Source organism: Eikenella sp. NML120348 (genome assembly GCF_001648435.1).
GTDB classification, from domain to species: Bacteria; Pseudomonadota; Gammaproteobacteria; order Burkholderiales; family Neisseriaceae; genus Eikenella; species Eikenella exigua.
The window spans coordinates 24,320-43,253 of the sequence record NZ_LXSP01000003.1 but is presented as its reverse complement, the minus strand read 5'-3'; the positions used below and the strand labels follow the sequence as shown (position 1 = coordinate 43,253).

Here is an 18,934-nt window from a genome sequence, read left to right as displayed (position 1 = left end):
CTGAAGTTTTCAGGTAGCCTTGCCCCCGCGGTAGAGGCTACCTGAAAAACAGAAAAGGAAGAATATGAACCCCTTATTCGTTGCATGCTCCGTCAGTCTTACTGACTGCTTGCGCTTCTAATACGCCGGTGGTGCAGGAGGAAAACACCGCGGTTACGAACAGCAGTACCCAAGTTACACGTGCCCCTATATGTCCAAAACAGGAAGCCACCGTCATGGTGAGCGGCATCAACTGCGAAGATGAAGATTGATCCGCCGCGGCCACAAAGTGAATGTGGTCGGCAGCTTGGGCGATGCGTTTGGCTCGTTTGCCGGTACGGTCAAAAGCCGCAGTTTGGGCATAGCCGAAACCGTACACAGCAAAAATATCGGTCAATCCAACGGTATTTTATCGCGGGCGATTTTTCCGCGAATTTGCCGTGCCGGCCGGCACGGCTGTGAACGTACAGGCCGCCTATCTCGACTTGCAGAATGTGATGGAAGGCGCTACCGAAACCGTCATTCAAACCGAAGGCTCGTGCAACACCCGCATGGCTTCATTCGTGCCCCAAGCCGGGCACGATTACGAAGTGATCGGCCTGCCCGGGCGGCGCTGCGCCGTGGCTGTGTATGAAGTTGGTATGTAAGGCGAACTAAAGCCGATGGAAGTGCAAGACGCGGTAAGCTGCCGAAGAAGGCGTTAATTTAATAGTGTCTGAACCTGTTCAGACCATATCCAACCGAATACTAAAGGAACTCTCATGAGTATTGCAGAAATCAAAGTCCCTGATATCGGCGGACACGAAAATGTAGACGTGATCGATGTAGCCGTGAAAACCGGTGACACCATCGCGCTGGATGACACCCTGATTACCCTGGAAACCGACAAAGCCACCATGGATGTACCGGCCAATGTTGCTGGCGTGGTGAAAGAAGTGAAGGTAAAAGTGGGCGACAAAGTGTCTGAAGGCCATGTGATTGTGCTGGTGGAAGCCGCCGGTGCTGGCGCCGCTGCCGCTCCGGCTGCTGCACCCAAAGCCGAAGCCGCTCCCGCCCCTGCTGCGCCCGCTGCTACTCCGGCTGTTGCCGCCAATGTTCAGGTAGCCGTGCCCGATATCGGCGGCCACACCGATGTGGACGTGATTGCCGTGGAAGTGAAAGTGGGCGATACCGTGGCTGTGGACGATACCCTGATCACTCTGGAAACCGACAAAGCCACCATGGACGTGCCCAGTACCGCTGCTGGCACCATTACTGCCGTACATATTAAAGTGGGCGATAAAGTGTCTGAAGGCAGCATTATTATTGACGTGGCCGCCGCCGGCGTACCTGCCGCTGCTGCTCCCGCCGCTGCCGAAGCGCCAAAAGCCGCACCCGCGCCTGCTGCCGCCCCGGCTCCAGCCCCCGCTGCGCCTGCCGCTCCGGCCACCGCTGCCTATGGCAGCGCGCCCGTGAACGAAGCCGGTTTCGCCAAAGCCCACGCCGGCCCCTCCGCTCGCAAACTGGCGCGCGAACTGGGTGTGGATTTGAGCCTGGTGAAAGGCAGCGGCAACAAAGGCCGTATCACCAAAGACGACATCAAAGCCTTCGTTAAAGCCGCCATGCAGGGCGGTGCAGGCAAGCCCGCAGCTGCCGGTGCTTCTTTGGGCGGCGGCTTGGATTTGCTGCCGTGGCCGAAAGTGGATTTCGCCAAATTTGGCGAAGTCGAAGTGAAAGAACTCAGCCGCATCAAGAAGATTTCCGGCCAAAACCTGTCGCGCAACTGGGTAATGATTCCGCACGTTACCGTACACGACGAAGCCGACATGACCGAGCTGGAAAGCTTCCGCAAACAGCTCAACAAAGAGTGGGAGCGCGAAGGCGTGAAACTTTCGCCCCTGGCCTTCATCATCAAAGCCAGCGTGGCCGCGCTCAAAGCCTTCCCCGAGTTCAACTCCTCACTCGACGGCGACAACCTGGTGTTGAAAAAATACTTCCATATCGGCTTTGCCGCCGACACCCCCAACGGCTTGGTGGTGCCCGTGATTAAAGATGTGGACAAAAAAGGCCTTAAAGAAATCAGCATCGAGCTGGGCGAATTGAGCAAAAAAGCTCGCGAAGGCAAGCTCAAACCGCAGGAAATGCAGGGTGCCTGCTTCACTATTTCCAGCTTGGGCGGCATCGGCGGCACCGGCTTCACCCCGATTGTGAATGCCCCCGAAGTAGCCATCTTGGGCGTGTGCAAATCACAGATGAAACCGGTGTGGAACGGCTCCGATTTCGAAGCCCGCCTAATGTGCCCGCTCTCCCTGTCGTTCGACCACCGTGTGATCGACGGCGCAGCCGGCATGCGCTTCACCGTGTTCTTGGCCAACCTGCTCAAAGACTTCCGCCGTATTTCCCTGTAAGCGTTTGGGCCTGATGAAAAGGCTACCTGAAAGTTTTCAGGTAGCCTTTTTGTTGTTCTCGTGGATTAGAATAAGAATGAGACACGGCGGCGAACCACAGGCCATACATACGGCCAGGCTAGCCATTCTTAATTTTAATTCGTATATGGTGAAGACCAAGGTTAGGGTGGTATTGTTGTAGTAAAGCTTTGTTTGGCTGCCTTTTCTAATTTTCAGGTAGCCTCAAGATGGTATGGAGGCTACCTGAAAACTGATGTAAGCCAAATACAAACCGGCTGCCTGGTGAGCTTAGACAGCCGGTGTTTTGTGCGCGGATTATTTGAAGAAGTTGTCCATGCCGGGAGGCAGGCCGAGGCCTTGGGTGAATTGCGATATATGCTGCTGGGCGGCGGCTTCTACTTTGCGGGCGGCATCGTTGAAGGCGGCGGCAATCAGGTCTTCCAGCATTTCTTTGTCGGAAGCGGCATCAGCGGCGAGGCTGTCGTCGATATGCACGCGTTTAACGGCGTGGTGGCAGCTGAGGGTGATTTTCACCATGCCGCCGCCGGCTTCGCCTTCCACGGTGATGTTGGCCAATTCGGCCTGTGCCTGTTTCATTTTTTCCTGCATTTTTTGTGCCTGTTGCATCAGGTTGCCGAGGCCGGCTTTGTTGAACATGAATGTGCTCCTATTTAAAGAGTGGGTGGGAATAAAAAAGTGCGGGAGCGGCCTTAGGTTTGGCCGTTTTCCTGCAATACAAGGCTTTCAGGTAGCCAGCGGGCGCCGAATAAATTAAGGATATCTTGTGCGGCTGGGTCTTGCTCCAGCAGACTTTGTGCCTGATCGCGGGCGGCCTGGCGCAGGCGTTGTTGGCGCATGGCGGGGGTTTCGGCGGCTGTGCCGCCGGCCGGCCAATCGGTGGTGCGGATGCTGACGGGATGGCCGTAGGCGGCAGCCAGGTGCTGCTCGATGCGCTGGATGTGTTCGCGGTTGATGCTGACTTGCCCGGCTTCGGCCACGGCGAGGGTGAGCAGGTGTTGCTGCGGGTCGTAGCCGAGGCAGGCGGTGTGCTGGGCGCTCATTTGGGCGGCACCGATTTTGGGGGCGATGGCGGCGACGATGTGCGGCCAGGTGTCGGCATCGGGCAGGGGCAGGGCAGCCGTGCCGGTGTGTTCCGGGGTTTCGGCAGCGGCCGATTGGGCTTCGGTTTGCCCGTTTGGGCTCTGTAAAAATCCGCTTTGTTCGGTTTCAGGTAGCCTTTCGCGGCCTAATCCGGATTCGTTTCGGGATGCGGCATCATGTTTGTGCTGGGGCAGGCTGTCATTTTGGTTTCGGCTATGCGGAAACTCGTTTGCGGGGTTTTGGCTGGGCTCGGTTTCAGCTAGCCCTGAGCTTGGGGGGCTGTCGGGCAGGCCGCTTTCAAAACCGGCGGGCGGCGGGGCATCGTCCCACGGCGGGTTGCTTTCGAAGGCGGTAGGGACGGCTTCTGTCTGGGTAGGTTGCGGCTCGCTAGGGTAGGGGCGGCCGGGTTCGGCCGAACCGGGCGCAGGGTTGCCGGATGCGTTTGGGTTGGGCGAAAGCTCGTGCCGGCTGTTTGGACTGCCTGAAATATTTTCAGGTAGCCTTTCGGTATGGCGGGCAGCGGTGGCAGTTGCTTGCGGCAGGGGGTTGTTTTGCGAAAGCCTGCCGTTGTTGTTTGGGCTACCTGAAAAGCTGCCGTGTTCATTTTGGCTGTTATGCCCGCTTTCAGGTAGCCTTGGTTCGGCTTGGGCGGGAGGGGCTTCTGCTATATGGTTTTCAGCCAGTCTGAGGGGCTTATCCGGCTGCGGTGTGGCAGCCGGACGGGGCTTTGGGGTGGGATCGTGCAGTTCGCTGCCGCTGATTTGACTGCCTTCGGGCAGCTCGGCGGCGGCCAAGGGGGCGAAGGCAAGCAGGCGCAGCAGGGTCATCACGAAGCCGGCGTATTCGTCGGGCGCGAGCGGCAGGTCTTGCTTGCCGTGGATAACACATTGGTAATACAGCTGGATTTGTTCGTCACCCAGTTGGCCGGCGAGCTGTTGCAGGGTATCGCGCTCGGGGTCGTCTGCGGGCACGGCGGCGGGGATGGTTTTGATGAGGGCGAGCTTTTGCAGTAGGAGGGCGAGCTCACTCAAGGCGCTGTCGAAACCGATGGCGCGGCCGGCCATTTCCTGTGCGGTGGCGAGCAGAGCGGCGCCGTCTTGGTTGGCGGCGGCTTGCAGCAGGGAATAAAGGTAGCGTTGGTCGACGGCGCCGATCATGTGGCGCACGTCGGCTTCGGTTACGCTGCCCGAACCCATGGCGATGGCTTGGTCGAGCAGGCTGAGCGCGTCGCGCATGGAGCCTGCGGCGGCACGGCCGAGCAGGGCGAGGGCGGGGGCTTCGTAGGGGATTTGTTCGCTGGTCAGAACGTGCGCAAGGTGCTGCGATACCTGCTGGGCGGTCATGTTGCGCAGCACGAATTGCAGGCAGCGGCTGAGTACAGTAACGGGCACTTTGTGCGGGTCGGTGGTGGCGAGGATGAATTTGACGTGTTCGGGCGGCTCTTCCAACGTTTTGAGCATGGCGTTGAACGCGGATTTGGAGAGCATGTGCACTTCGTCGATGATATAGACTTTGTATTTGCCGGCGGTGGGCGCGTATTGGGCGTTTTCCAGCACTTCGCGGATGTTGTCGATACCGGTGTTGGAGGCGGCGTCGATTTCCAGCAGGTCTACAAACCGCCCTGTGTCGATGTCGCGGCAGGATTGGCATTGGCCGCAGGGTTCGCCTTCGTGCGGGGTTTCGCAGTTCAGGCTTTTGGCCAGGATGCGGGCGATGGTGGTTTTGCCCACGCCGCGAGTGCCGGTGAGCAGGTAGGCGTGGTGCAGGCGGCCTTTGCCCAGGGCGTTTTGCAGGGCTTTGACAACGTGTTCCTGCCCGACTAAATCGGCAAAGGTTTTGGGGCGCCACTTGCGGGCGAGAACTTGGTAGGCCATGTGAGATGCTTTGATGGGTTATTCGGGCGCACGGATGTGCGGGGTGCGCGCATGATGGTGCTGAAGGCGGTATTTTAGCATTATCGCCGCTATTCTTGGGGCTGGGAAAAGGCAAACAGGCTACCTGAAAATCGGATTTCAGGTAGCCTGCCTGTTTGGCCGGGTGGGGCTTATTTGTTGTTGCCGCCGTTGTTGGCGCGGTAGTATGCCCATTCCTCCACTTCTTTGCCGTCTGGCAGGATGCACACGCCGTATTCGCTGCCGTCTTGGTTTTTGCGGATTTCAGACTTGCCGCCTTGCTGTACGCAGTACACGCTGGCTGGATTAGCCGCGCCCACGGCGGGCATAGAGGCGTCGGCTGGCTCAGAGGCGGAAGCAGGGGTTTGGCTGCCGGCGCAGGCGGCCAAGCCGAGGGCGGCCATCAGGGGGAAGAAACGTTTCATGGGTTATCCTTTCCGGGTGTTGCGAACGAATTTTCAGGTAGCCTTGTCAAGGTTATAGTGAATTGATTTTAAACCAAGACTGCGTTGACCTACCTTGCTGTGCTACCCATGCTATCTGCAGCTTGCCGCCTTGTCCTGATTTAAATTTAATCCACTATGGGTTTGCCTTGATTAAGACTACCTGAAAGATATATAGATAAACGGAAAATTAAACGTTAATCCGAGTTTGTGCAGGTAAAGGCGCGGTGTTTTACAACCTAACCTTGCGTACGGCGCGGCAACATTGGCGATACCAGCGCTTTTGTGCGGCTTTCGGAGGCAGGCCGTCGGCGTAGTTCCAGCGCTCGTATTGCGCTAGCAGGCTTTCTAGCTCGGGACTGAGATGCTCTTGTTCACGCAAGATGTTGGCAGTTTCGGCGGGGCCAAGGGCGGCAGGGTCGATGCCTTCCATATCGAGCAGGCGTTCTTTGATGTGGGCGAAGCCTTCTTCCAGGAGGTTGGCATAACGCCGGCTGCTGCGCCGCCACCATAACCACAGCGGAATCACGGCTAAGGTGCCGCCAATCAGCAGGAATACGAGCAGGCTCAATAGGTTGAAGCCGCCCAAGCCCAAGCTGTGGAACAGGTTTTGCTGCGAACTGCTGTCGTAGTTCACCACCCATTGCTGCCAGTAAAACTGGCCTTCGGCGCTGAGTTTGCTCCACCACTGCCAATTGTCGCTGCCGGCCACCAACTCTTGCTCGCCGCCCTCCAGCGCGGAGGAGAGGCCTTGCTCGATGCGGTTGCTGCTCACGGCGGCGGTGGGATCGACGCGCAGCCAGGCTTCTTCTTCGGGCAGCCACACTTCGGCCCAGGCGTGGGCATCTTTGCCGCGCACCTGCCAGAAGCCGCCGTCGGGGTTGTATTCGCCGCCCTGATAGCCGGTAACCACGCGGGCGGGCACACCGGCGGCGCGCATGATGACCACAAAACTTTCGGCGTAGTGTTCGCAGAAGCCGCGGCGGTTGTCGAACACGAAGTTGTCGATGCGGTCGGGGCTGCGGTCGAGCGGGGGATTGAGGGTGTAGGCGAAGGATTGGTTACGGTAGTAGGCCAAGGTACGGTTGACGAAATCGGCGGTATTGGCGGATTGGCTGCGCAGCTGGCGGGCGAGCGAGCGGATGCGCTGGTTGCTGTAGCCGGGCAGGCGGTTCAGCTGGCGCTGGCGCGAGGGGGAAAGTTTTTCAGGTAGCCTGTTGCCGATGGCGGCACGAAGCACGAAACGGCGCAGGCCGTCATGACTGCGCACGCGGATGGTGTGGCCTTCGGCAAAACGCATTTTGCTTCGGGCGTTGTCGGTATTGAAGTTGATGATGGGGTAGTCCAGCACAGGAATGCGGCCTTGCTCGTCGCGCATAATGATGCTGTAGGAGACAATGGTTTGCGTGTAGGCAGTGTCAGCGCGGGTAGGCAGTTCGTCATCATCGGCAAGCCATTGTTCGCCGTCAAACTGACTCATGGTGATGGCGCGCCAATAGAGGTCGGCGGGATTGGGGGTGTAGCCCCCGTCGAAAGTAGCATTGAAAGCCAGTTCGTTGCTCTGCACCAAATTGCTGATGCTGCCCGGCTGCATGGTATCGGACAGGCCGGTTTGGGCTTGGCCCGGCTTTGGCGACTGCGGAATGCGCCACAGCGGTTCGCTCATGCGCGGCACAGCGATAAATAATACGGCGGCCAGCGGCAGGGTGAGCAGCAGGGCGGTAGCGGCGTGGCGGGCGGCCAGGCGCAGCGGCATATTCAAGAGGGCGATGCAGGTGGCGGTGCCGAACAGGCCGGCCAATAGCCACAGGCCGATGAACATGCCTTGGTTGAGCAGCACGGTGGCACCCATCAGGAACACCATGGCGGTAAGCAGCATATGCCAATCGCGCAACACGCGGCTTTCATAGGTCTTCAGCAGTACCAGCAGCAGAAGCAGCGCGCTGCCACCTTCGCTGCCGAGAAAGGTGCCCAACTGCGAAAACACGAAGCCAAACACAGCCAGGCCGCCGATGGCGGTGGCCCAAGCAGGTAAGCCGCGGCTGCCGATCAGCGTGAGCCCGAGTTGAATCAGCCACAGCACGCCAAATACGATAATGACACCCACAGGCAGGGCAAAAGCCAGCGGCAGGGTGATCCATAGCAGCAGCAATAGAACGCCCAAACGCGGCAGGCGTTCGGGCGGGCGGTCGATGTATTCGGGGTTGAAAACGAGCATGGTGGTTGGGGTTGGATGGCGGCTTGGTTATTTACTTTGCAGAAACTTGGTTTGCTTGGGCAAACTTCGTTTCAGGTAGCCTTTTTATCAGACGGTGTGTTTTGTGCGCCTGTAGCCGCCAGCCTGCGTTCAACCGGTAATCAGATTGGGCAGGCTGTGGCTCAGTTGTAGCGAATTGCCGATTATACCCAAATCCGCATCGGCAAAGCAGGCGTTTTCCAAAATCAGCCCGCCGTTGGGGCGCGAGGCGTGCAGGCTCATGCGCATTTGTGCGGGGGTGAAGGGCAATCCGTGTTTGCGGGAGTATTCGGCAGCACGGCGGTTGGCGGTTTGCAGCATCGGAATCAGCATGATGTCTAAATGAAACACGCGCACGCCCAACACCAAAATACGGGCGGCAAACCAATCGGCTTCTTCGGTGAACACTTCCGGGCTGTGTTGCTCAAAATTGTGCCGCCCGGCAGCAATCAGGCAGGCTAGGGAGCGGATTTGCGGCAGCAGGGCTTCGCACAGCATGAAATCTTGCTGTTGCGGCGTATCGGCCTGCAAATCGGCACGGTGCTGGTTGCCGTCCACGGCCAAATACCAGCGTTGCAGCTCGGTGCGGGGATGGGTGGGGGAAGCTGGAGCTGGCGGAGTTGGCGGGCTAGGGCAGACATTTTGTGTTCCTGTTCGGCTGGGAGGTTCATGGAAGGATTCCGTGGGTGAGCGGCCTTGCCGGGGCAAATAAAAAACCGCTCGGGGTTTCCGGGCGGTAGCTTTTCTTTCGGCTAATGTAGCGCGAATCAGGTGCGCAGTATTAAAGATACTGCTCAGTTGGGCGGTACCATAAAAAGGAGGCGAAAGAGAAGTTTTGCGTATTCATGGGGGGTGCCAATGGGGCGGAGTAGGCTGTCAAGTGCCGGGCAGCGACGGGATTGGCGTTTTCAGACAGCCTTTATAAACAGGAGCAGCTGGTTTTGCAACTGTAAAAATAATATTGCAGACGGTATGTTGGAGTAAAGCAGGGTTAAACAGTTTCGAAATTGCTTGCTCCGCTGCTATCATGCGTAACTTTGTGGATACCGCGCGGGCATTCCGAATTCTGTTCCAAATCAGCCGGGCTTGATCAGGTTTGGCTGGCTGTAGGAGAAAAAAGTTGAAATATTCAAATTTATTGTGGCTGCTGCCGCTTTTGGCGCTGGCCGGTTGCATTTCGCCGGAAGCAGCGGGCATCCGCCGGCAGCAGTCGAATATCAATTATGATGACGATGTGAAAATCGGTAGTTCGCGCATGGCCTACGGCTTCCGCAGCCAGCCCACACGCGGCAGGCCGGAGGTGGAGGTGCGGAGCGACAAAGCGCCGGGCGAGGTAGCACAATGCCTGCAAAAACAGCTGCAAACCCGTTTGCGTTTGCCGGAAAACTTTATCCAAGTCCGCAGCTATACCAATTCGGCCTATACTGTGGTACTGCACAACCCCTTCACACATAAAGACGGCGTGGTGATGGATGTGCGGCAACGCGGCGTAAAAAGTTCGGAGATTAAACTGTATGCCAACGGCACCACGCTTTCGCGCGTTTGGCGCAGCATACCGGCAGCGTGCAAGTAGCCGAGTGTTTGCCAAAATACTATAATGACAGCGTTTTAATCCGATTAATCACACAGGCAGACGAAACATGAAAAAATATTTGCTGGCTTTGCTGCTGGCCTTGAGCAGCACCGCTTGGGCGCACCGCTTTCCTATCGACAGCATGGAAGTGGCCGTGCTGAAATCTGCTTCTTTCCCGCAGGTTACGCTCACTACCGACGGCTTTTCCTGGCTGCGCACCCTGACTTTAGGTTGGCTGGATGATGGCGCGAAAACTGTGGATATGGTGCAGGGTGTGCGTATTAAAGACGAGAACAACCGCTTCATTACCCACGGCCAGCTGCAAAACTACACCGGCCGCATCGTGGCTCTGCGCCGCAACGGGGCGGGCAATATCGTGGAAATGTGGATACTGACTCCGCAGGAAAACGAAGCATTCAAAGAACGTGCTGCTTTGCTGCAAAACCAGCAGCGTTAAGGCTGGATGAAAAATGAAACCTCCTGCTGCCCGAATGGGGCGGCGGGAGGTTTTGGTTTGAATGGAATTGAGATTTTGCTTTCAGGTAGCCTTTGGGAAAAGGCTACCTGAAATATTGAAAGCCATTCCGAGGCTACCTGAAAACGCTGTACTGGGTTTTCAGGTAGCCTTTTTAAACAGAAGGGCTAGATAGCACATTTAATCCGATGCAGTTTACGTGAGGCAACATATACCAATCCTACGGCTTGGGTTAAGCACCACCCCCGTTATACACATCAAACCGGGTTGATTTGCCCGTGTATTGGTAATCTGGCTTGCGGTCGCACAGGAAATCGCCCAGACGCGGGCGTTTGATCACCACGCGGACGGTGGCTGTGGCGAGGGCGGCATCGAGCAGGGCAGAGTCGTTTTGCGCGGTGCCGACCAGCTCGTGGAAAAAAGCCATTTCTTTTTTTACCGCTGCCGATTTGCGCCGTTCGGGGTACATTGGGTCGAGATAAACCACTTGCGGGCGGCCGATTTCGGCTGCCAGGCGCGGCATATATTCGGCGGCATCGGCGTGGTGCAGGGTGAGGCGGGAAGCGGTTTCGGTAGTATCGGGGTGGAGCAGGGCGCGTGCGAGGCCGTCGGCCAAGAGGCAGTATACGGCGGGATGCCGCTCGAAAATATGCACGTTCAGCCCCAAACCGGCCAAAACAAAACTATCGCGGCCGAGTCCGCCGGTGGCGTCCCATACGGTGGGCTGTTTGCCGCGGCCGACGGCTTTGGCCAGCAACTCGCCGCCGCCGTGCAGCCGCCTATGCTGCGCCGCGCCGGCGGTGAAATCTACCCACACGCTGCCTTTGTCGCCCGCGCGGTGCAACACGATGCCGTGTTCTTCGGCGGCCAGGTAGAGGCCGGAGGCAGGTGGGGTGTCGGAAACGGCCAGTGCGGAATGGCGGGCGTAGTCGGGCAGGGTGTGTGGGGAGGGGGTGATGAGCGGGATGGGGTGCATGGTGGCTTATTGTCTGGTGTGAGGAGGTAAGAGTTTCAGTTGTAGCGGTGAGTGTGTTTGTTAGAATAATGAGGCAAAACAAACAAGCGCAAAACCTACCCCTGTCATCAGAAATTCTCGCCAAAATGCGCCTTTATTGCTGCCTTCCCAATCACGCTGGGTAATCAACAGCCAGAAAAAGCTGAGAGACCAGGCACACATCCCGATAAGATAAATAAACAGCGCGTCTGTGTTGGGTTGAAGGAATACCCACCATAGTGCCATATTGGCACTGAGTGAAATGCCTGAGGTCAGATAGGGTTTGAATTCTTTCCATTTGAGGCCGAACACGTGCACAACTAGCGTGGGCAGCATCAGCAGGATGTACAGGCTCAAACCATACCAATCGGCATAAACCATAAACAGTACCAGCATCGGCACATAGAACAGCGCGGCGAGCAAGCCGTCCAGTGTGCGAGGATTCGGTTTTTTCCACATTGGCTTTTCCTTGTATCTGGATTTTGGCTTTCAGGTAGCCTTATCTGCAGGCCAGTGATTGCCTAAAAAGATAGCGGTTATTTTACTCCTTTGGATTGGAGCCTGAATGGGAACGAGTACTTGGTGCTTCAAGGGTTTGGTTGTGAAAATATTTTATATTCATGTGGATAAACTTTCAGGTAGCCTCAAAGGCTACCTGAAAGTTTATTGCTTCATTTCAGCCAAGTTATGCGGCTACTCAATTTCCAAACGCTCCATCCGATAGCGCATGGAACGGAAGCTGATGCCGAGCAGTTTGGCGGCTTGGGTGCGGTTGTAGCGGGTTTTTTGCAGGGCTTGCTCGATAATCAGCCGTTCCACATCGTCGAGATAGTCTTGCACTTGGGTGCGGCCGAGTACAAAACCGGGTAGGTTGTCGAGCTGGCCGCTGCTTTCGGGAGCAGCTGTTTCGGCGCTGCTGCTGTTTTGGCCGACGGCGTCGATGGCGCTGCCCCAGTTGTCATCTTCTTCCAATAGCGGGGAGCTGGAGAGCTGGAGGTCGGCGGCGTCGATGGTGTTGTCGGCGGCCAGGGCGACGGCGCGTTCGAGGATGTTTTCCAGCTCGCGGAAGTTGCCGGGATAGCTGTATTGCAACAGCGCCTGTTTGGCGGGCTGGGTGAGGGTGTAGTCACCGCCTTGGCGGTGTTTGCGCAAGAGCTGGGTAATAAGCTGGGGCAGGTCTTCGCGCATTTCGCGCAGGGGCGGCATGGTGAGGGAGACGACGTTGAGGCGGTAGAACAAGTCTTGCCGGAATGCGCCTTTGGCCACGAGGCCAGCGAGGTCTTTATGTGTGGCGGAGATGATGCGCACGTCCACTTTCACTTCTTGCGCGTCGCCGATGCGGCGCACGGCTTTTTCCTGAATGGCGCGCAGGAGTTTCACCTGCATGTGCAGGGGCAGGTCGGCCACTTCGTCGAGGAAGAGGGTGCCGCCGTGGGCGTGCTGGAAGAAGCCGAGGCGGTCTTGGTCGGCGCCGGTGAAGCTGCCTTTTTTGTAGCCGAAGAATTCGCTTTCCATCAGATTTTCGGGGATAGCGCCGCAGTTTACGGCTACAAAGGGTCGGCTGCGCCGCTCGGAGAGTTCGTGGATGCTGCGTGCGGCCTGTTCCTTACCGGAACCGGATTCGCCGGCGATATATACGGGCACGGTGGTGCGGGCTAGCTTGCGGATCATCTGCCGGGCTTCTTCGATTTGCGGGGAGCGGCCGATGAGGCGGGGGATGTCTTCGGGATTGGCTGCAGGCTGTTTGTCGGCCGCAGGCTGGAGCTTGCGGCTGGCAGCCTTGCTGTCTTGTGATTCTGCTACGGGAGGCTTTTGCTCTGGATGAAACTCACTATCTTCACTTTCAGGTAGCCCTTCGTCTGCGCTTTCTGCTTGAGCACTGTTGTCTTCTTTGGCCGGTGCGGGGGCAGGGTGGCTGTCTTCTTCGTGGATTTTGATGGCGGATTTTACCAGGGTGCGCAGTTGCGCCAGGGTGATGGGCTTTTGCAGGTAGTCGAAGGCGCCGGTTTTAATGGCTTGCACGGCCTGGTCGGCATTGCCGAAGGCGGTGATTACGGCCACGGGCACGTCGAGCTCTTTTTCGTTAATATATTCCACCACTTCGAGCCCGGAGCCGTCGGGCATGCGCATATCGGTGAGCACGAGGGAGAATTTTTTGCTGTCGAGCCACTTTTTAGCGGCATTGACGCCCTCGGCGGTTTCCACCGACAGGCCCATTTTCATCAGGGTCATTTCCATCAGGTCACGGATGTCTTGTTCGTCGTCCACAACCAATACTGGTTTTTGCAGGCTTTGTTTACTCATTGATATCTTTCGGCATAATTAGTTCGAATCCCTTGATTTCGGGATGATAATGAAGCTGGCCGGAGTTAGCGTGCGCCAATTCGCGTGCCACATACAGCCCCAGCCCGGTGCCTTCGGCGCGGGTGGTAAAAAACGGTTCGAACAGGCGCGGCTGGTTTTCGGGCGATACGCCGGGGCCGTCGTCCATCACAGTGAGCGATACGGATACGTTGTCGTCGGTGGGCTTAACCAATACGGTAATGGAATCAGCCTGCTTGCTGCCGTGCTGCCAGGCATTGTTGATGAGGTTCCACATAATCTGCTGCAAGTGCATTTTATCGAAATACACTTTTAGTGTGCCGCCCTGCATATAAAGGTGTACGGCGTGTTTGGCTTCGGGACGGGTGAGCAGGAATTCCTGTTTGAAATCAAACCAGAATTTCATCAGGCTGATCACTTGGGCGTCGAGCCGGTCGCTCTTGTTCAGGCTGCTCACTTCTTCCAGCATTTTATCGATGCGCTGGATGTTGTTGTCGATGATGCCGTGCAGCTTGGAGATCATAGGGTCTTCGTTTTCTTCGGCCAGGAGGCTGTTGGATTGGCGGATGGCGGAGAGCGGGTTACGGATTTCGTGCGCTAGGTTGGCGGTAAGTTGGCAGAGCGCAGCCAGCTTGGTGGCCATGGCTTCCACAGCCACTTCTTGGTCGGAGCGAATAAACAGCATCAGCAGCGATTCGTCTTCGCGCACCAATGGGCGGGCGCGCACCTGTACGCCTTGCCCACCCAGCTCGGCATGGGTGATGAAATTGCGCGTGGGGGTGCGCTGCCAGCGTTTCACTAGGAGGGTAAACATTTCTTCGTAGCGGTCGAGTTGCACATAGGGAAAATAGTGGCCGGCCTGGCGGTTCATCAGCCAGATGCGGCTGCCGGTGTCCACCACCACCACGGCCTCGGCCACATGGTTGAGCACCAGTTCGTTCAGGCCTTTGAGGCGGTCGAAGGCGCGGCGGTGTTTGCTCAGGGTGGAGGAGGCGCGGTTGAGGAAAGAGGCGTAAAACGAGGTGAGCAACGCCACCAGATAGCCTACCGCCGAGAGCACGATGGTATGGATAATCGCACTGCTGCCGGCTTGGCTGTTGGCTTCAAACGGCCAATAATGCAGCCAAGTGCCGATAAACAACAGGAGGGCAACGTAGGAGGCATATAGGAGCGGGTAGCGGCCGTGGCTGAGCAGGCAGGATACGCCGATAAAGGGCAGGATGAGGATGCCGAAGCCGGAGGCAATGCCACCAGCTAGGTGCATCAGTATCACCATCATAGTGATGTCGACCACCGCACTGATGTTGGGCAGATTGTTTCTTTGTTGCTGCCAGTTGGGAAACGCCATGCTGAACACGATTAGCCCTCCGTATACTGCTGCCCAAATATAGAAGCGGCTGCTGAAAATGGGCATTGAGGCCAGCCTAGCCATGCCCACATTTGAGCCGTAGGCATTTACCAACACGTGGAAGGTGAGCAGCGAGAGCAAGAGGCTCACGCGGGCGATGTTCATCAGCCAGGGCAGGCGGTCGAGTTGGCTGTCCCATTCGTTGGGGGCATACGGTTTCGGCAGTTGGGTCATGCTTCGCCCTCCTTCGTGCTGCTCAGGCTGATGAGGCTACCTGAAACATTCAGCACCCGGCCTTTGCGGCCGCGTTTGCCTTCAATGTCCTGCACGCGTAAGCGTTCGCGGTGTGCCGCACCGCGTTTGCCGCGGCTGCATACCCAGAAATCGGGGGTGGACACCAAGGCGGTCAGTTGCAGCGAGTCGTTGCCACGCAAAGACATCAGTTGCAGGCCACGCCCTTTGGCCATCACTTTCAATTCGCCAATCGGGAAGGCGAGCAGGTGTTTTCCCGCGCTGGCCAGCACCAATCGGCAATCAGGGTTGATCAGTGCAGACTGGCGTACCGGCTGCGGCATCAGCAGGGTTTCGCCCGCCTCCAGTTTTACCACTTCCTTGCCCGCCTTAACGCGGCCGACCAAATCGCCCAGTTTGACGATGAAGCCATAGCCGCCGCTGCCGGCGAGCAGGTAGTGCTCTTGTGGCTGCCCGGCCAGCATGGTGAGCACCGACGCGTCCGGCTGTAATTCTAAGAGTGAGGCCAGCGGCACACCGTCGCCGCGCCCACCGGGGATTTCGGCCGGGTCGATGGTGTAGCTGCGGCCGAGCGTGTCGAGCACCACTACCGGGTCGACAGTGCGCGTTTCCAGCGTTTGCTGTAATTCGTCGCCTTCTTTAAACGCGGTGGCCGACAAATCCAGCCCATGCCCGGCCCGGCTGCGAATCCAGCCCTGGCGCGACAGGATAAGCGTTACCGGCTCGTCGGCCGTGGTATGGGTGAGCGCGGCGCGTTCGGCTTCGGCCACCAGCGTGCGGCGCGGGTCGCCAAATTGCTTGGCATCGGCCTGCATCTCTTTGATGATGAGCTTTTTCTTCGCGCCTTCGTTGGCCAATAAGTTTTTCAGGTAGCCTTCTTCTTCGCGCAAATCAGCCAATTCCTGTTCCAGTTTGAAACCTTCCAAACGGGCAAGCTGGCGCAGGCGGATTTCCAAAATATCTTCGGCTTGGATTTCGGAGAGATCGAAGGCGGCCATCAATTCTGGCTTGGGTTCGTCGGCTTCGCGGATAACGCGGATAACCTCGTCGATGTGCAAAAAGGCGGTCATGCGCCCGTCGAGGATGTGGATGCGTTTGAGCACCTGTTCCAAGCGGTGTTGCAGGCGGCGGGTTACGGTGGATACGCGGAAATCGAGCCACTCCTGCAAAATAGTTTTCAGATTTTTCTGCGCGGGGCGGTTGTCGAGCCCGATCATCACCAAATTGGCCGGCACATTGCCTTCCAGCCCGGTTTGCGCCATTAGGGTGTTGATGAAGTTATCCGGCTCGATGCGGCTGGATTTGGGTTCGAACACGAGGCGAACGGGGTGTTCGCCGTCGCTCTCGTCGCGCACTTTGTCGATGAGCTCGAGCATCAGCTTTTTGGTGTTGAGCTGGTCTTGGTTGAGCTGTTTTTTGCCGGATTTGGGCTTGGGGTTGGTTTGCTCTTCGATTTCGGCCAGGATTTTCTGTGCGCTGGTGTTGGGCGGCAGCTCGGTGATGATGAGGCGCCATTGGCCGCGCGCCAGTTTTTCGATTTCGTAGCGGGCGCGCACGCGGATGCTGCCTTTGCCGGTTTCGTAGAGCTGGAGCAGGTCTTTGGCCGGGGTGATGATGTGGCCGCCGCCGGCGAAATCGGGGGCGGGAATGTGCTCCATCAGCTCGGCGGTGGTGAGGGTGGGCTTTTTGAGCAGGGCCACGGCGGCGGCGGTAACTTCGCCTAGGTTGTGCGGCGGGATTTCAGTGGCCATGCCCACGGCGATGCCGGAGGCGCCGTTGAGCAGCACCATGGGCAGACGGGCGGGCAGGGCTACGGGCTCTTCAAACGCGCCGTCGTAATTCGGCACAAAATCCACCGTGCCTTGATGCAGCTCGGAAAGCAGCAGCTCAGCAATCGGGGTGAGGCGGGCTTCGGTGTAGCGCATGGCGGCCGCGCCGTCGCCGTCGCGCGAGCCGAAGTTGCCGATGCCGTCGATTAAGGGATAGCGCAGGGTGAAGTCTTGCGCCATGCGCACCATGGCGTCGTAGGCGGAAGCGTCGCCGTGCGGGTGGTATTTGCCCAGGATTTCGCCCACCACGCGCGCGGATTTCACCGGCTTAGAATTGGCGGCCAGCCCCATTTCCTTCATGGCAAACAGGATACGCCGCTGCACGGGCTTTTGGCCGTCGCCCACGTCGGGCAGGGCGCGGCCTTTCACCACGCTCATGGCGTATTCGAGGTAGGCGCGTTCGGCGTAGGGGGCGAGCAGCAAGATGTCGCTGTTTTCGGCGGATGCGGTGTTTTCTGGCATGGTGTGGCTGGTGTTCCGGTTGCTAAACGCCGTAATTGTAAAGCAAGCAAGGGTTTTCAGGTAGCCTGCGGGGCGGTGGGGCTAGCTGAAACCATCGCGGGAGAACAGGTTAAGTTTTGTAGTGCGTCTTGTGGGCAGTGGGGGAGGGAGTTTTATAATTGTGCGCTTCCAGGTAGCCTGCATGGATGCAGGCTACCTGAAACCGGGAAGCCGGCGCATACCGGCATGAAACGTCTGATTCACTCTTTTCAAAGAGGCAAAAATGAACGAAAAGCAAATCCGCATTCTGGCCGTGGTGGCCACCATTATGGCCGTGGGCATGTATGTGGCCTACATCCCGCAGATAGCCAACAACCTGGCCGGACATAAAGGCAGCCCGATTCAGCCACTGGTGGCCGCCATCAACTGCACGCTGTGGACCACCTACGGCCTGTTCAAAACCCCACGCGACATTCCCGTGGCGCTGGCTAATGCGCCTGGCATTGTGTTTGGTTTGATTGCCTTTATCACTGCTCTGTAAACCTTTAAACTTCGCAGCAGCCACGTTTTCAGGCAGCCTTTTGCCAACACGGCAGGCTACCTGAAAACATTGCAGAGTTTCTGCCCAATGCCATCCAACCCCAAGCCCATGCTCTATCTGCACGCCTTCCCCTCGCCCTTAGGTAATATCCTTGCCGCCGCCAGCGAACGCGGCCTGTGCCTGCTCGAATTTGCCGGCAGCCAGCGCATCGACGATGAATTGCGCGACCTTCAGCGCCTGCTCGGCTGCCAAACCAAACAGGGCGAAAACGAACACACCCGACTGGTGCAAACCCAGCTGGGCGAATATTTCCAAGGCACGCGCCGCGAGTTTAGCGTGCCGCTGCACGCCCCCGGCAGCCCGTTTCAGCGGCGGGTATGGAGTGCGCTGCAAACCATCCCCTACGGCGAAACCACCCATTATCAGGCGCTGACTGAACAGCTTGGCAAACCTGCCGCCGTACGCGCCGTGGCTGCCGCCAACGGCGCCAACCGCCTCTCCATCCTCATTCCCTGCCACCGCGTCATCGGCAAAGACGGCAGCCTCACCGGCTACGGCGGCGGCCTACAGCGCAAACAATGGCTGCTCGACCACGAACAGGGCAGGCATCAGGTTCAGCCCGATTTGCTGGGCTAAATAGAGGCGTTTCAGGTAGCCTGCCCGTGCGCTAAAGGCTACCTGAAAGAGTGAACCCGGTGGGTCTATGCTGACATTTGCAGTTTCGAACTTTTTAGCTTTTCAGGTAGCCATTTACTATGTGCAATCTGTTCACCTTTGCGCCTCATGCCGGCGCGGGCACTTTCTTTTCTTTGCTTCGCCAAAGAAAAGGAAGCAAAAGAAAGGCGACTGCGGGCACAGGTTTGGCTTCGCCAAACTTCCCTCACTCCACGCGGTTTTTCGGGCGGGCTCGTAACTTGCGGCTGCGCCGCTTCGAACATGCAAGCCCTTGTTCCCCGAAAAACCGCGCTCCGCTCGGCTGTGCCAGCAGACAGATGGCAAGACCGATAGGTTTAGGGGAGAGTTAACTGTATTTATCTTGTTAGATGTCCAAGGCTACCTGAAGCAGTAGGTTTTATCCCGTCTGCCGTAATATAGGCTACCTGAAATTCCATCCACTTCAT

At 57.8% G+C, this 18,934-nt stretch carries 17 protein-coding genes; 6 read left to right on the top strand and 11 right to left on the bottom strand.

Features of this window, described 5'->3' with window-relative positions:
- Window positions 1–73: 73 nt before the first annotated feature.
- The gene (locus A7P99_RS10440) at window positions 74–376 is read right to left on the bottom strand and encodes a hypothetical protein (protein WP_231863731.1); all 303 of its coding nucleotides are present in this window, start codon (window positions 374–376) and stop codon (window positions 74–76) included.
- A 43-nt stretch (window positions 377–419) separates the two neighbouring features.
- Here A7P99_RS10440 and A7P99_RS10435 point away from each other — a divergent pair, with 43 nt between their 5' ends.
- Window positions 420–626, top strand: a complete 207-nt coding sequence (locus A7P99_RS10435) for a hypothetical protein (protein WP_231863732.1) — start codon at window positions 420–422, stop codon at window positions 624–626.
- A 114-nt stretch (window positions 627–740) separates the two neighbouring features.
- Window positions 741–2,366, top strand: coding sequence for a dihydrolipoyllysine-residue acetyltransferase (gene aceF, locus A7P99_RS05250; RefSeq protein WP_067528448.1), 1,626 nt, complete (start codon window positions 741–743; stop codon window positions 2,364–2,366).
- Window positions 2,367–2,681: 315 nt separating this feature from the next.
- Here aceF and A7P99_RS05245 read toward each other — a convergent pair whose 3' ends face one another.
- The 5 genes from A7P99_RS05245 to A7P99_RS05225 all read right to left on the bottom strand — a co-directional run bounded on the left by A7P99_RS05245 (window position 2,682) and on the right by A7P99_RS05225 (window position 8,596).
- Entirely contained in the window at window positions 2,682–3,023 is a 342-nt protein-coding gene (locus A7P99_RS05245) for a YbaB/EbfC family nucleoid-associated protein (protein ID WP_067449144.1), read from the bottom strand.
- Between the two features lie 53 nt (window positions 3,024–3,076).
- Complete coding sequence (dnaX, locus tag A7P99_RS05240) at window positions 3,077–5,341, bottom strand: DNA polymerase III subunit gamma/tau (RefSeq protein WP_067449147.1); 2,265 nt, start codon at window positions 5,339–5,341, stop codon at window positions 3,077–3,079.
- Between the two features lie 170 nt (window positions 5,342–5,511).
- A complete protein-coding gene (locus tag A7P99_RS05235) occupies window positions 5,512–5,784 on the bottom strand; it encodes a DUF333 domain-containing protein (RefSeq protein ID WP_064088079.1) in 273 nt (90 codons plus the stop codon).
- 250 nt (window positions 5,785–6,034) lie between these two features.
- Window positions 6,035–8,020: a DUF3488 and transglutaminase-like domain-containing protein gene (locus A7P99_RS05230; RefSeq protein ID WP_067528451.1), complete on the bottom strand. Its 1,986-nt coding sequence runs from the start codon at window positions 8,018–8,020 to the stop codon at window positions 6,035–6,037.
- A gap of 129 nt (window positions 8,021–8,149) precedes the next feature.
- The gene (locus tag A7P99_RS05225) at window positions 8,150–8,596 is read right to left on the bottom strand and encodes a hypothetical protein (protein ID WP_231863733.1); all 447 of its coding nucleotides are present in this window, start codon (window positions 8,594–8,596) and stop codon (window positions 8,150–8,152) included.
- A 562-nt stretch (window positions 8,597–9,158) separates the two neighbouring features.
- On the opposite strand from A7P99_RS05225, the gene A7P99_RS05220 reads away from it, so the two are divergent.
- Entirely contained in the window at window positions 9,159–9,611 is a 453-nt protein-coding gene (locus tag A7P99_RS05220) for a hypothetical protein (RefSeq protein WP_231863734.1), read from the top strand.
- Between the two features lie 67 nt (window positions 9,612–9,678).
- Window positions 9,679–10,068: a hypothetical protein gene (locus A7P99_RS05215; RefSeq protein WP_064083976.1), complete on the top strand. Its 390-nt coding sequence runs from the start codon at window positions 9,679–9,681 to the stop codon at window positions 10,066–10,068.
- A 250-nt stretch (window positions 10,069–10,318) separates the two neighbouring features.
- Here A7P99_RS05215 and A7P99_RS05210 read toward each other — a convergent pair whose 3' ends face one another.
- The 5 genes from A7P99_RS05210 to parC all read right to left on the bottom strand — a co-directional run bounded on the left by A7P99_RS05210 (window position 10,319) and on the right by parC (window position 17,293).
- Entirely contained in the window at window positions 10,319–11,062 is a 744-nt protein-coding gene (locus A7P99_RS05210) for a class I SAM-dependent methyltransferase (RefSeq protein ID WP_067449151.1), read from the bottom strand.
- A 60-nt stretch (window positions 11,063–11,122) separates the two neighbouring features.
- Complete coding sequence (locus A7P99_RS05205; protein WP_067686733.1) at window positions 11,123–11,539, bottom strand: hypothetical protein; 417 nt, start codon at window positions 11,537–11,539, stop codon at window positions 11,123–11,125.
- Window positions 11,540–11,773: 234 nt separating this feature from the next.
- Window positions 11,774–13,384 carry a sigma-54 dependent transcriptional regulator gene (locus tag A7P99_RS05200; RefSeq protein ID WP_067528452.1) on the bottom strand — a complete coding sequence of 537 codons (1,611 nt, stop codon included), beginning with the start codon at window positions 13,382–13,384 and terminating at the stop codon, window positions 11,774–11,776.
- Entirely contained in the window at window positions 13,377–14,984 is a 1,608-nt protein-coding gene (locus tag A7P99_RS05195; protein WP_067686731.1) for a PAS domain-containing sensor histidine kinase, read from the bottom strand. Before A7P99_RS05195 ends, A7P99_RS05200 begins: the two co-directional genes overlap by 8 nt.
- Window positions 14,981–17,293 (bottom strand): DNA topoisomerase IV subunit A, encoded by a 2,313-nt coding sequence (gene parC / locus A7P99_RS05190; RefSeq protein WP_067449157.1) that lies wholly within the window; start codon window positions 17,291–17,293, stop codon window positions 14,981–14,983. The genes A7P99_RS05195 and parC overlap by 4 nt, the downstream gene beginning before the upstream one ends.
- 262 nt (window positions 17,294–17,555) lie before the next feature.
- Between parC and A7P99_RS05185 the strand changes: the two genes are divergently transcribed.
- Both A7P99_RS05185 and A7P99_RS05180 read left to right on the top strand, forming a co-directional pair.
- Window positions 17,556–17,813, top strand: coding sequence for a SemiSWEET family transporter (locus A7P99_RS05185; RefSeq protein WP_064090438.1), 258 nt, complete (start codon window positions 17,556–17,558; stop codon window positions 17,811–17,813).
- An 87-nt stretch (window positions 17,814–17,900) separates the two neighbouring features.
- Window positions 17,901–18,449 (top strand): methylated-DNA--[protein]-cysteine S-methyltransferase, encoded by a 549-nt coding sequence (locus A7P99_RS05180; RefSeq protein WP_231863735.1) that lies wholly within the window; start codon window positions 17,901–17,903, stop codon window positions 18,447–18,449.
- Window positions 18,450–18,934 lie beyond the last annotated feature (485 nt).